This is a genomic window from Aquabacterium sp. (genome assembly GCF_004297345.1).
Lineage (GTDB): Bacteria > Pseudomonadota > Gammaproteobacteria > Burkholderiales > Burkholderiaceae_C > Aquabacterium.
In genome coordinates this window covers 1-13,162 of sequence record NZ_SCTN01000103.1, presented here as the reverse complement: position 1 = coordinate 13,162, position 13,162 = coordinate 1, and the positions used below count along the sequence as shown (strand labels likewise).

The window sequence follows — 13,162 nt, the reverse complement described above, 5'->3', positions numbered from 1 at the left end:
GCCATCACGACCGGCTTGCTGTGGCGCTCGCCCGTCAGGCCGAAGGGATCGATCTCGCCTTCGCCAATCTCGAAGCCCTTGCCATTGCCGAAGATGGGCGCCCACTTGTCCAGCTCCACCCCCGATGTCATGTGCTGTCCCTCGCCATACAACAAGGCCACGCGCAGATCCGGGTTGCGACTCAATTCGCCGTAGGCCTTGGCAATGTCGCGGTACATCTCGGGCGACAAGGCGTTGTGCTTCTCGGGCCGGTTGACCTTGATCTCCAGGATGTGACCGACCTGGCGGGTTTCAATGTAGGACATGCGCGTGTCTCGCTGTGAATCAATTCAGGCACAAAAAAGGCCCACATGGCGTACGCCATGCAGACCTCGGTTTCAGATCATCTGATCCATCATGTTGTTGCTCAATCGGCGACCGATCGACTGTCGTGGGCTTCAGCCCGCGATCAGGCCTTACCGCCGGTAAAACGCTGGCCTTCTGCGGCCAACCTGGCCAACAGTGGCGCCGGCGTCCAGAAAGCTGGATCGCTGCTGGCCGTGGCCGCAAAGCCCTTCATCAACTCGATCACCTTGGGCAGGCCGAGCATGTCGGCATACAGCATGGGGCCACCGCGGTAAACCGGGAAGCCATAGCCAGTCAGGTAGACCATGTCGATGTCGGAGGCCTTCGATGCAATGCCCTCTTCCAAGATCAGCGCACCTTCGTTGACCAGGGCCAGCATCAGACGCTGCACGATCTCTTCGTCGCTGATCGCGCGAGGCGTGATGCCCTTGTCGGCACGGACCTTGTCGATACAGGCCTGCACTTCAGCAGAAGGCACGGGCTCGCGCTTGCCCACCTCGTAGTCATACCAGCCCTTGCCGGTTTTCTGACCAAAGCGCCCCAGTTCGCAGATGGCATCGCCCACAGGGCTGTAAATCACATCAGGATGTTCAATTTTGCGGCGCTTGCGGATGGCAAAGCCGATGTCATTGCCGGCCAGGTCACCCACACGGAAGGGGCCCATGGCCCAGCCGAAGGCTTCTGCGGCCTTGTCCACCTGCTGCACGGTGGCGCCTTCTTCGATCAGGAAGAAGCTCTGGCGCACGTACTGCTCGAACATACGGTTGCCGATGAAGCCATCACACACGCCCGAGACCACCGCCACCTTCTTGATCTTCTTGGCCACTTGCATGACCGTGGCCATCACGTCCTTGGACGTGTGCTTGCTGCGCACCACTTCCAGCAGGCGCATCACGTTGGCAGGGCTGAAGAAGTGCAAGCCGATCACATCACCGGGGCGCTTGGTCACTTCGGCGATCTTGTCCACATCTAGCGTCGAGGTGTTGGAGGCCAGGATCGCACCTGGCTTCATGATGCTGTCGAGCTTGGTGAAGACCTGCGACTTCACGCCCATGTCTTCGAACACCGCCTCGATGACCATGTCGGCCTGGGCGATGTCGTCGTAGCTCAGGGTCGTGCTCAGCAGGCTCATACGCTGCTCGTACTTCTCTTGCGCCAGCTTGCCCTTGGCCACTTGCGCTTCGTAGTTCTTGCGGATGATGCCCAAGCCTCGGTCGATGGCTTCTTGCTTCATTTCCAGCAAGGTCACGGGGATGCCGGCATTGAGGAAGCACATGGTGATGCCGCCACCCATGGTGCCGGCGCCGATCACGGCCAGCTTCTTGATGTCACGCACGGGCGTGTTGTCGGGCACATCGGGGATCTTGCTGGCAGCGCGCTCGCCGAAGAAGGCGTGGCGCAGGGCTTGCGCCTGATCGCTGGTGACCAGCTTGGCGAACACGTCCTGCTCAAAAGCCAGGCCGGCATCCAGATCCAGCTTGGTTGCCGCTTCCACGCAGTCAACGCAACGTTGGGGCGCTTCCAGGTTCTTGCGGGTCTTGGCCAGATCGGCGCGGGTCTTGGCAAACACGTCGGCGTCTGCAGGTGCGGCCACATTCAACTGGCGCACGGAAGGCAGCGGGCGCACGGCCGCCACGTCCTTGGCAAACGCGATGGCAGCAGGCAGCAGATCGCCCTCCACGACCTTGTCGAACAGCTTCTGGCCCGGAGCCTTGGCCAGCTTCTCGGCAGGCACGGAGGCGCCGCTCGTGATCATCTGCAAGGCCGTCTCGACGCCCAGCACACGCGGCAGGCGCTGCGTGCCACCGGCGCCCGGCACGATGCCGATGTTCACTTCAGGCAGCGCGATCTGCGTGCCCGGCACCACCAGGCGGTAATGACAACCCAGCGCCAACTCCAGCCCCCCGCCCATGGCCACGCCATGGATGGCCGCCACAACCGGCTTGCCCGATTGCTCGACCGCCGTGATCGCCGTGTGGAAAGAAGGCTCGGCCGCCATCTTGGCTGTGCCGAACTCGCGAATGTCAGCCCCGCCGCAGAAGACCTTGCCCGCACCCGTGATCACGATGGCCTGCACGGCAGCGTCTGAATTGGCCTTGGCGATGCCATCGACCACGCCAGCCCGCGTGCTTTGCCCAAACCCGTTGACGGGTGGGTTGTCCAGGGTGATGACGGCCACGCCGTCGGTGACTTGGTAGGAGGTGCTCATGGCGATCTCGAGGTCGATGAAAGACAAGGAAACACCGCGGCACACGAGCCAGGCAGACCACACGCACCGCGTTCAATGATCCTCAGACTTCAATTCTGACAAGAATCATTGTACGAATTGGTGAACATTGTGCACCGACTCTGCAAAGGCGCGCGGCCACCCGGTGAAAACACCTAGACGCAAGTGCACTTTGCGTCACCCTGCACGAGCCAGGGTCAGACCTCCAGCCACTCCTTGCGAGTGTGCTGGTCGGCGCGCAATTCATCAGGTGTGCCGTGAAAGACCACCTCGCCATGCCCCATCACATAGCAACGCTGCGAGATGTCCAGGGCGATGGTGAGCTTCTGCTCGACCAGCAGCACGGCCAGGCCGCGCTTTTGCAGCTCCTTCAGATACTGCCCCACCAACTCCACGATCTTGGGTGCCAGGCCTTCAGTGGGCTCATCGATCATGATCAGATCAGGATCGCCCATCAGCGTGCGGCACAGCGTCAGCATCTGCTGCTCGCCGCCAGACATCACACCTGCTTCGGTGTGCTGGCGCTCCTTGAGCCGCGGGAACATCTGGTACATGTCGTCCAGACTCCAGCGGCCTTTCTTCGACCCCGCCTTCATGCCCAGCCTCAGGTTCTGCTCCACCGTGAGCTTGGGGAACACATCGCGGCTCTCGGGTACGTAACCCAGGCCTCGCCGGGCGATGTCGTAAGTCTTGCTGCCCAGCAGTTCCTGCTCATTCCATTTGACAGAGCCCTGCCCTTCCACCAGGCCCATGATGGCCTTGATCGTGGTCGATCGCCCTGATCCATTGCGGCCCAGCAGGCTCACGATCTCACCGGGTTTGACCTCCATGTCCACACCATGAAGAATGTGGCTCTTGCCGTAGAAGGCGTGCAGATTCTGGATACGCAACATGGTGATCAGACTCCGGCTTCGGCCTCTGCAGCCTGGTTTTGAGCCAGCACCGAGCCCAGGTATGCCTCTTTGACACGGTCGTTGGCGCGCACGTTCTCCGGGGTATCGAAGGCGATGACCTCGCCATACACCAGCACCGCGATGCGATCAGCCAGACCGAACACCACACCCATGTCGTGCTCGACCGTCAGCAGCGTCTTGCCCACCGTCACGTCACGGATCAGCTTCACGAAGTTGGCCGTCTCGGATTTGCTCATGCCAGCGGTGGGCTCATCCAGCAGGATCACGTCGCCGCCACCGGCAATGGTCACCCCGACCTCCAGCGCGCGCTGCTCGGCATAGGTCAGCGCCGACACATGCACGTCACGCTTGCGACGCAGATGGATCATGTCCAGCACCTCTTCGGCGCGCGCGTTGACCTTGTCCATCTTCGACAGGAAGCGCCAGAAGGTATAGCGCTCGCCCATCGACCACAGCACCGCGCAACGGATGTTTTCAAACACCGTCAGCCGGGGAAACAGGTTGGACACCTGAAAGCTGCGCGCCAGGCCACGTCGGTTGATGTCATATGGCGTGCGCCCATGAATGGCCTCGCCGTTGAGCAGGATCTCGCCACTCGTAGGCGCCATGCGCCCGCTGATCAAGTTGAACAAGGTGGATTTGCCCGCACCATTGGGCCCGATCAGGGCCACACGCTCACCGGCTTTCACAGCCAGTTCGGCGCCGCGGATGATCTCGGTCTTGCCAAAGGACTTGCGCACCTGGCGCAGTTCCAGTGCCATCCCGGATGCCGACGCGTTTGCTTGGTTTGCTTGCATTGACGTACTCATGCTCAACCCCGATCAATGCGCTTGCTGGCGCACCAGTTGCGCCTCGATGTCTTCCTGGATCTGGTTCCACTGACGCGAGAAACGTCGGCGCACCAGTTCGAACAAACCCACACCAACGACTAGCGCCAGCACGGTCATGCCCCAGGTCGCACCCAACTGGGTATTGAGCTCGACACCGGCAAAGTGCATGACAGGGCCCAATGCCTCATTGAGCTTGACGTGGTAGACCATCTCGACGATCGCGGCGAAAGGCACCACCACCAGCACAGCCGTGGCGGCCAGTGCCGCATAGGTGCCCCACAGGCGGCGCAACATGCCATAGGCAGCCAGGCGTACGTTCATCATCAACAGGCTGGCGATGCCGCCCGGTGCAAACATCACCATGAACAGGAAGACCAGGCCCAGATACAGCAGCCACGCCTTGGTCAGCTCCGACAGCATCACCATGGCGAACACCATCAGCACCGCGCCGATGATCGGCCCGAAGAAGAAGAGCGAACCACCCAGGAAAGTGAACAGGAGGTAAGCCCCTGAGCGCTGAGCCCCGACCACTTCCGCCGTCACGATCTCGAAGTTGATGGCGTACAAGCCGCCCGCTATGCCCGCGAAAAAGCCGGCAATCATGAAAGCGATGTAGCGCACACGTTGCGTGTCATAGCCAATGAACTCGACACGCTCGGGGTTGTCGCGCACGGCATTGAGCATGCGACCAAGGGGCGTCTGCGTGAACGCAAACATCAGCACCGTGCAGATGAAGCAGTACACGGCGATCAGGTAGTACACCTGAATCTGCGGCCCGAAGGTGATGCCCATGAAAGGCTGCCCCACCACCCGGTTGCTGCTGATGCCGCCCTCGCCGCCAAAGAACTCCGGCAGCATCAGCGACATGTTCCACACCAGCTCTCCCACACCCAAGGTGATCATGGCAAAGGTATTGCCTGATTTCTTGGTCGTGACGGCACCCAGCAAGGCCGCCACGAACAGCCCGGCAAAACCGCCGATGATCGGGATCAGGCTGACAGGCACATGCCAATCACCCGCCCCCACCTTGTTGAGCGTGTGTATGGCGGCAAACGCACCCAGGCCGGAATACACCGCGTGGCCAAAACTCAGCATGCCACCCTGTCCCAAGAGCATGTTGTAGGACAGGCAGACGATGATGGCCGTCCCCATCTGCGAGAGCATGGTCATGGCCAGGCTGCTCTTGAAGAACACCGGCGCCACGATCAACACCAAAGCAAAGGCAGACCACAGCACCCAACGGCCGATATTCAGCGGACGAAATCGATAAACGTTGCTGGACATGCTCATCACTCCTCTCGTGTGCCCAACAGGCCCTTGGGTCTGAAGATCAGGATCAACACCAGCAGGAGATAAGGCAGGATCGGCGCCATCTGCGACACCGTGATTTTCAGCAGCGGATAAGACCAGTGCTCGTAGTTCACGGTCTGGCCATGGCTTTGCATGAAGGACGCCACGGACACATCCGCGACCACGGCAAAAGTCTGCAGCAGGCCGATCAACAGCGACGCCAGAAAAGCGCCGGCCAGCGAACCCATGCCACCGACCACCACCACCACGAAGATGATGGCGCCGACCGATGCGGCCATATTGGGCTCGGTCACAAAGGCATTGCCGCCAATGACGCCAGCCAGCCCGGCCAGCGCGCAACCGCCCCCGAACACCCCCATCATGACCCGCGGTACGTTGTGTCCCAAAGCCTGAGCCATGTCAGGGTGCGTGAGCGCGGCCTGGATGATCAAGCCGATGCGGGTACGCGTCAGCAAGAGCCACAGCGAGCCCAGCATGAACAAGGCAACCAGGGCCATGAAGCCGCGATAGATAGGAAACTGGGTACACGAATTGCCGGCAGCCGGGCCACACAAAGCCGGATCACCTGCCCCCAACATGAACTGCAAACCTTGCACCTTGACGTTGACCAATGTGAACAAAGGCCCGCTGAGTGACTCAGGCACACGATAATCCACATTGGCTGGCCCCCAGATCAAGCGTACGCATTCGTACACCACATAGGACAAACCAAAGGTGATCAGCAGTTCGGGCACATGTCCGTACACATGTACCTTGCGCAAGCTGTAGCGCTCGAACATGGCGCCCAGCACCCCCACCAACAAAGGCGCCAGTATCAAGGCCGGGAAGTAACCCACCACGCCGGCGATCATGTACGCGAAGTAGGCACCCAGCATGTAGAAGCTGGTGTGCGCAAAGTTCAGCACACCCATCATGCTGAAGATCAGCGTCAGCCCGGAGCTGAGCATGAACAACAACAGCCCGTAGCTGATGCCGTTCAGAAAGAAGACAACAAAGGTTTCCATCAGGTGCGGCGCACGAGTGAAACCGGGGCAGGCGCTGCGCCACCTTGCCTGCCCACATTCATCGGCCCGAGCAACTCATTGAAGATGCCACAGGCCGCTCGTATCACGATGGACGCTTCATCTGGCAGGACGTCGGCGTGCTCGACACATACGCATCGAAGGACTTCACCGGCACGAACGTCATGCCTGTCTTCTCGACGTCGTAGCTGTTTTTGGCATCCACAGCGGCCCACTTGGTGATGAACAAGGGTTGCTGCAACTGATGGTCCGTCTTGCGCATTTCAACTTCACCGTTGAAGCTTTTGAACTTCAGGCCCTCCATCGCCGCGGCAACCTTGAGCGGATCAGTCGACTTGGCTTTGGCCATGCCTTCTGCCAGCATCGTCAGCCCCGAGTACGTGGCGGCCGAGTAGTAGTCATCGTTGAATCGTTTCTTGAACTCGCTAACCAGCGTCGCGTTCAAGCCAGGCATGTTGTAGTGCCCATAGCCCACCTGATAGACGCGACCTTCGGCGGCCTTGCCCAGTGCCGTTGGTGTGCCACCGAAATTGGCGTAGTAGGTGTAGAACTTGACGTTCAGGCCGGCTTCGTTGGCGGCCTTGACCAACAAGGCCAGGTCAGAGCCCCAGTTGCCCGTGATCACGGTATCGGCACCAGATGACTTGATCTTGGCGACATACGGCGCGAAGTCACGCACTTGAGCCAAGGGGTGCAGGTCATCGCCCACGATCTGAATGTCGGCACGTTTGCGTGCCAGCATGGACTTGGCGAACTTCGACACCTGCTGGCCGTGCGCATAGTTCTGATTGATCAGGTAGACCTTCTGAACATCCTTTTGCTCCTTGATGAAGGTGGTCAATGCCTCCATCTTCATCGAGGTATCTGCATCCAGACGGTAATGCCAGTAGCTGCACTTGCTGTTGGTCAGATCGGGGTCCACCGCCGCGTAGTTCAGGTAGACGATTTCCTTGCCGGGATTGCGCTCGTTGTACTTGTTGACGCCATCCACCAGTGCCAGCGCCGAGCCGGACCCCAAGCCTTGCACGATGTAGCGAATGCCCTGATCGGCTGCCGATTTCAAGGCATTGAGCGATTCAGCTGGACTGAGCTTGTTGTCAATGCTGACGATCTCGAACTTCACGCCAGCAGGGTTATTGGCGTTGATCTTCTCAGCCACGAACTGGAAGCTCTTGACCTGGTTCTGGCCCACGCTGGCCATCAGCCCTGACAGCGGATCAATCCAGGCGATCTTGACGGTTTCACCCTTCTGGGCCAATGCCGCTCCAGCGGACAGGCTGGCAGCTACCAGAAAGCTCAGCGTACGTACTTGGGGAACAGGGAAGCGCATTGATATCTCCGTGTCGTGATGAACCTAAGCGCAACCAATTTACCCCCCTGACTTGAGGGGCGCCGTCAGGGATGACCCGCACCCAACACAGTTGCACAAACAAAAGCGCACCGACAGGCATCGTCCTGACGAAGGTCTGCCTTCGGAATGACGGCCTAAACAGCATCTTTTCTGCGGTCTCCCCGGCAAGCAATTCCGCACACTCTGGCCTGCATGTAGTTACCTGTGCGCATCCCTATCCAGGAGAAACTCTTGAAGCAGATCTCCCATCTTTCGGCAACCGCCAAAGCAAGCATTGCTTTTCTGGTCGGCTGCATGGCGCTACCAAATGGGTATGCGCACACCACATCCGTCGGCTATGAAAACGCCGGCCCAGGTTCAGTCACGTTCTGGTACGGCACGTACCACGATCCGGTCAACTACACCGAGGGCAGCCTGCACGTTACCAACACGCATGGCTACAACTCCACCGTCACGTTCTCCTCGATCGTGAGCACCAAGCCAACCGGGCTGATTGACGGTACGACCAACTTCTACTCGAACGGAACGGCGCTCACAGGCACACCGACCACGACCATTCATAACTGGCAAGGCGCGACCTTCACCAGCCTGAGCCCCGACACCTATACGTTCACCTATATTCCCATTGGCACGCCCACATCCACCTGGGCCCCGACAGACTCGATCATTCTGTCCAGCTCGGTCACATTGAGCAGCGTCGATCTGGGCGGTGGCCAATACGTGCCCATCTCCAACCGAGTCAGTGGCGGTGCCGCGACCATCCTTGACGGCCTGTCCGGATCAGCCACGGGCGCCATGGGCGATGCGCTCAGCACCCTTTCTGGTCTGAGCACTGAGCAACAAACTGCAGCGCTTCAGCGCATCGCCCCCAACACGGGACGAGCCATCGGCGCAGCGTCGGCTCAAACAGTCAGCGGCGCCCTTGATACGGTGCAAGCTCGACTTGACGGCATTCGCGCCCATGACTTCGTCGTCGCCTGGGATGACGACTGGATGAATGGCAATTTCCGTCCCACAGCCGCTGGCAATGACGCGAGCCAGCCCGCAGACGAACCACGCAAGCGAGGCGTATGGGGCAAGGCATTTGGCAGCCAGGGCAAGCAAGCCGCTGTCGATGAATTCTCCGGATACCACGTCGACACCTACGGCATCAGCTTCGGCACCGATGTGCAAGTGCGCGAAGACTGGGCCGTGGGCGCAGCATTCACTTACGCCACCACCAGCGTCGCCATGAAAGATGCGCACGATGGCGACGGCACAGACATCAAGACCTACCAACTGACCGGCTACACCAGTCGCGACTTTGGCCGCTGGTACGCGGAAGGCATGCTGTCTTATGCGCAACAGACTTACGATGGCTCCCGCGACACGACCGTCTCCGGCATCGCGTCGAGCAGCTTCAAAGGCACGCAATGGGCTGCCCGCGCCACGGCCGGGATGCCGATCAAGTTGAACGAAAAGGTCACCCTGACGCCGACCGCCGGCCTGGAGTGGAACCTGATCCAACAAGACGGCTACACCGAAACAGGCGCTGGCGCACTGTCCCTGGATGTTGGGGCGCAATCTGCAAACCGCTTCCGCAGCGCCCTTGGCGCCAGTCTGGCGACCACAATGGAGCTGGGTGGCGGCGCCGAGTTGAAGCCCTCCATGCACCTGATCTGGCGTCATGAGTTCAACAACAGCGGCATGGACTCGACCACGACCTTCACAGGCGGCGGCGCATCCTTCGTCACACCCGGTCAGGATCTGGCCAAGAACACCATCAACCTGGGTGGTGTCCTGGCCTGGCAAAAAACCAAGACCTTCCAACTGTCGCTGCAGGTCGATGGCGAAAAGGCTTCGGGCTATACCGCCGTCTCGACACAGCTGGTCGGTCACTGGCGCTTTTAAGCCGCCTGCCTGCTCGCTACCAACAAAAAGGCCCCGTCACCAGACGGGGCCTTTTTCATATCAAGCCGTGGGCAGCTTGTGGTCCTTGAACTTCTCGCGCAATTGCAGCTTGGAGATCTTGCCGGTGGCCGTGTGCGGGATCTCCTCCACGAACACGACGTCATCAGGCGTCTGCCAGTTGGGGATCTTGCCCTTGTAGAAGGCGATCAACTCGGCGACGGTCACTTCGGCACCTGGCTTCTTGACCACGACCATCAGCGGACGCTCATCCCACTTGGGGTGATGGCAGGCAATGGCCGCAGCCTCCTGAACCGCAGGGTGGCCCATCAAGGCGTTTTCCAGGTCGATGGAGCTGATCCATTCGCCACCGGACTTGATCACGTCCTTCGAACGGTCGGTGATCTGCATATAGCCATCGGGGTCGATGGTGGCCACGTCACCGGTGGGGAACCAGCCGTCATGCAATGGTGACTTGTCGATGTTGAAGTAGCTGCTGATCACCCAGTGGCCACGCACTTCCAGATCGCCAGCAGTCTTGCCATCCCAAGGCAGCACCTTGCCTTCGGCGTCCACGATGCGCATGTCGACGCCATACACCGACTTGCCCTGCTTCTCCAGCAGCTTTTGCTTGTCCTCGGTCGACCACTCGGCATGCTTGGACTTCAGGCGACCCAGCGTGCCCAGTGGCGACAGTTCGGTCATGCCCCAGGCATGGATCACTTCGACGTTGTAGTCGTTCTCGAAGGTGCGGATCATCGCGGGCGGGCAAGCTGCGCCGCCAATGATGGTGCTCTTGAACGTGCTGAACTTCAGGTTGTTGGTCTTGACGTGGTTCAGCAGGCCCAACCAGATGGTGGGCACGCCAGCACTCATCGTGACCTTCTCTTCTTCGAAGAGGTTGTACAGCGACGCGCCATCCAGGTGATGACCTGGGAACACCAGCTTGCAGCCCACCATGGCAGCTGTGTAAGGCAGACCCCAGGCATTGACGTGGAACATGGGCACCACGGGCAACACGGTGTCCGTGGCCTTCAGGCTCATGGCATCAGGCAAGGCGGCGGCAAACGCGTGCAGCACGGTCGAGCGGTGCGAGTACACAGCCCCCTTGGGGTTGCCGGTCGTGCCCGATGTATAGCAGATGCTGGCGCCGGTGTTCTCGTCGAACGATGGCCAGTTGTAGTTGCCATCTTCAGCCGCAATCAGGTCTTCGTAGCAATGCAGGTTGGGCAGTGCACATTCGCGCGGCATGTTTTCGCGCGCGCACATCAGCACCACGTGCTTGAGCGTGGGCAGCGAAGGTGCCAGCTTCTCGACCAGCGGGAAGATGTTCAGGTCAACGAAGATGACCTTGTCTTGCGCGTCATTGGCGATCCAGGCCACTTGCTGCGGGAACAGGCGTGGATTGATCGTGTGGCAAACGCGCTGCGAGCCCGACACGGCGTAGTAGATCTCCATGTGGCGATAGCCGTTCCAGGCCAGGGTGCCCACGCGATCGCCAGCTTCCAGGCCAAGGCGGTCCAGCGCTTGCGCCAGCTTGCGCGAACGCAGTTCGACCTCGGTCCAGTTGGTGCGGTGCATGTCGCCTTCCACACGTTTGGACACGATCTCCACGTCGCCGTTGTGGCGCGCTGCATGCGTCAGCAGCGAGGAGATCATCAAGGGCATGTGCATCATTTGGCCCATCAGGCTCATAGGAACTACCTCCGAACAAAGAGTGAAACGCAATTGACCAGCCAGGCCAAAACAGGAAACAAGCCGATTCAGATCGGCGGCAAGATCTTAGACCGAGAGACCGGAAACCACATGGGAAACCGTCAAGGGATAACCCTTAAAACCCCATAAGCAAGCGATCAGCACTTCAATCCAGGAAACGTGCGAAGCCAGATACAGGCTCCCGATCCGACAGCAAAGTATTGTCGATCGCATCCGGATCTGCATACCCGAGGGCCATCCCCACTACCACCATCTCGGTCTCGTCATCCAGGCCGAGGTGCGCACTGACGATGCGATGAAAGTGGTTGAAGGCCGCCTGCGGGCAGGTATCGAGGCCACGTGCGCGGGCGGCGATCATGATGGTTTGCTGGAACATGCCGCAGTCCATCCAGCTGCCGCGCCCCAGTCTGCGATCGATCGTGAAGATCAGGCCAACCGGCGCATCGAAGAAAGCGTAGTTGCGGCCTTGCTGGGCATGCATGCGCGCCTTTTCCTCGCGCCCGATGGCCAGCAAACTGTACAGATCCAGCCCAACCTGCCGGCGGCGATCAGCGTAAGGCGACTCCCATTTGGCCGGGTAGTAGCCCTCTTCCGTCTTGTGTTGCGCGGCCTGCTCCGGGTCGTTGTAGGTCGCCATGATCTTGTCGATCAGTCCCTGCAGGCTGACACCTGTCAGCACGTGCACACGCCAGGGTTGCGTATTGCTGCCCGATGGCGAGCGAGACGCCACGCGCAGGATCTCTTCGATCAGATCCTTGGGCACCGATTTGGACAGGAATTGCCTGATGGATCGACGGGACGTGATGGCGTGGTCCACCGCAGCGATGGACTCAGGCGTGATCACATCCGGTTCACGCGGTACAGACTTGGGATGCGGCATCTCAATCAGCCTTGGGCTTGACTTGCAGGGCTTGCAGCGCCTTCACGAAAGGCTCTGGCAGTTGGACGGGACGGCGCGTGGCGCGGTCCACGTACACGTGCACAAAGTGGCCGACAGCAGCCGACATGGGCTCGCCCTCATCGAACAAGCCGATCTCGTAGCGCACGCTGCTCTTGCCAATGTGGGCCACGCGGATACCGGCATCGACATTCTTCGGAAACTCCAGCGAAGCAAAGTAATTGCAATGCGTCTCGATGACCAGGCCAATGACATCACCCTGGTGGATGTCCAGCACACCCGCTTCGATCAGATAACGGTTCACCGCCGTATCGAAGTAGCTGTAGTAGGTGACGTTGTTGACGTGCCCGTAGATGTCGTTGTCCATCCAGCGGGTGGTGATGGTGCTGAAGTGGGCGTAGGCGGCCCGCTCTTGCGCTTGAGGTCTTTCCATGGATGGGCTCTTCAAATCTGACAAGATGTCTTGCATGATAGCCAAGCCGATCGATTGTTGTCGCGCAGTCGGCCGTGTTTGACCGACAGGAATCACACGGCTACATTACTGACCCACCAGTCAGTTATTTGGAAACCTCGCTTTGAGCCGCCCTTCCTCGCCTGCATCTGCCCTGCCTTTGCCTGCGGACAAACCGGACGCCAGCGGCTCGTCATGCCCCATCGTGGC

At 60.1% G+C, this 13,162-nt stretch carries 11 protein-coding genes; 1 reads left to right on the top strand and 10 read right to left on the bottom strand.

Annotated features, from left to right (window positions below; translation table 11 throughout):
* The 7 genes from EPO09_RS03115 to EPO09_RS03085 form a co-directional block, all read right to left on the bottom strand.
* Positions 1 to 305, bottom strand: a 305-nt coding sequence (locus EPO09_RS03115; RefSeq protein ID WP_290640051.1) for an enoyl-CoA hydratase-related protein, incomplete at its 3' end; no start/stop codon positions are given.
* A gap of 143 nt (positions 306 to 448) precedes the next feature.
* Entirely contained in the window at positions 449 to 2,554 is a 2,106-nt protein-coding gene (locus EPO09_RS03110; RefSeq protein ID WP_290640049.1) for a 3-hydroxyacyl-CoA dehydrogenase NAD-binding domain-containing protein, read from the bottom strand.
* Positions 2,555 to 2,769: 215 nt separating this feature from the next.
* Complete coding sequence (locus tag EPO09_RS03105; protein ID WP_290640047.1) at positions 2,770 to 3,465, bottom strand: ABC transporter ATP-binding protein; 696 nt, start codon at positions 3,463 to 3,465, stop codon at positions 2,770 to 2,772.
* 5 nt (positions 3,466 to 3,470) lie between these two features.
* Positions 3,471 to 4,283, bottom strand: coding sequence for an ABC transporter ATP-binding protein (locus EPO09_RS03100; protein WP_290640045.1), 813 nt, complete (start codon positions 4,281 to 4,283; stop codon positions 3,471 to 3,473).
* Between the two features lie 24 nt (positions 4,284 to 4,307).
* A complete protein-coding gene (locus EPO09_RS03095) occupies positions 4,308 to 5,600 on the bottom strand; it encodes a branched-chain amino acid ABC transporter permease (protein ID WP_290640043.1) in 1,293 nt (430 codons plus the stop codon).
* A gap of 5 nt (positions 5,601 to 5,605) precedes the next feature.
* Positions 5,606 to 6,631, bottom strand: a complete 1,026-nt coding sequence (locus tag EPO09_RS03090) for a branched-chain amino acid ABC transporter permease (protein WP_290640041.1) — start codon at positions 6,629 to 6,631, stop codon at positions 5,606 to 5,608.
* 103 nt (positions 6,632 to 6,734) lie between these two features.
* The gene (locus EPO09_RS03085; protein WP_290640039.1) at positions 6,735 to 7,979 is read right to left on the bottom strand and encodes a branched-chain amino acid ABC transporter substrate-binding protein; all 1,245 of its coding nucleotides are present in this window, start codon (positions 7,977 to 7,979) and stop codon (positions 6,735 to 6,737) included.
* A 315-nt stretch (positions 7,980 to 8,294) separates the two neighbouring features.
* On the opposite strand from EPO09_RS03085, the gene EPO09_RS03080 reads away from it, so the two are divergent.
* A complete protein-coding gene (locus EPO09_RS03080) occupies positions 8,295 to 9,890 on the top strand; it encodes an autotransporter outer membrane beta-barrel domain-containing protein (RefSeq protein WP_290640037.1) in 1,596 nt (531 codons plus the stop codon).
* Positions 9,891 to 9,950: 60 nt separating this feature from the next.
* Here EPO09_RS03080 and EPO09_RS03075 read toward each other — a convergent pair whose 3' ends face one another.
* From EPO09_RS03075 to EPO09_RS03065, 3 genes are all read right to left on the bottom strand, one after another.
* Positions 9,951 to 11,582 carry a 3-(methylthio)propionyl-CoA ligase gene (locus EPO09_RS03075; RefSeq protein WP_290640035.1) on the bottom strand — a complete coding sequence of 544 codons (1,632 nt, stop codon included), beginning with the start codon at positions 11,580 to 11,582 and terminating at the stop codon, positions 9,951 to 9,953.
* A 166-nt stretch (positions 11,583 to 11,748) separates the two neighbouring features.
* On the bottom strand, positions 11,749 to 12,483 hold the full coding sequence (locus EPO09_RS03070) for a nitroreductase (protein ID WP_290640033.1): 735 nt from the start codon (positions 12,481 to 12,483) through the stop codon (positions 11,749 to 11,751).
* A 1-nt stretch (position 12,484) separates the two neighbouring features.
* A complete protein-coding gene (locus EPO09_RS03065; protein WP_290640031.1) occupies positions 12,485 to 12,934 on the bottom strand; it encodes a thioesterase family protein in 450 nt (149 codons plus the stop codon).
* Between the last annotated feature and the right edge of the window lie 228 nt (positions 12,935 to 13,162).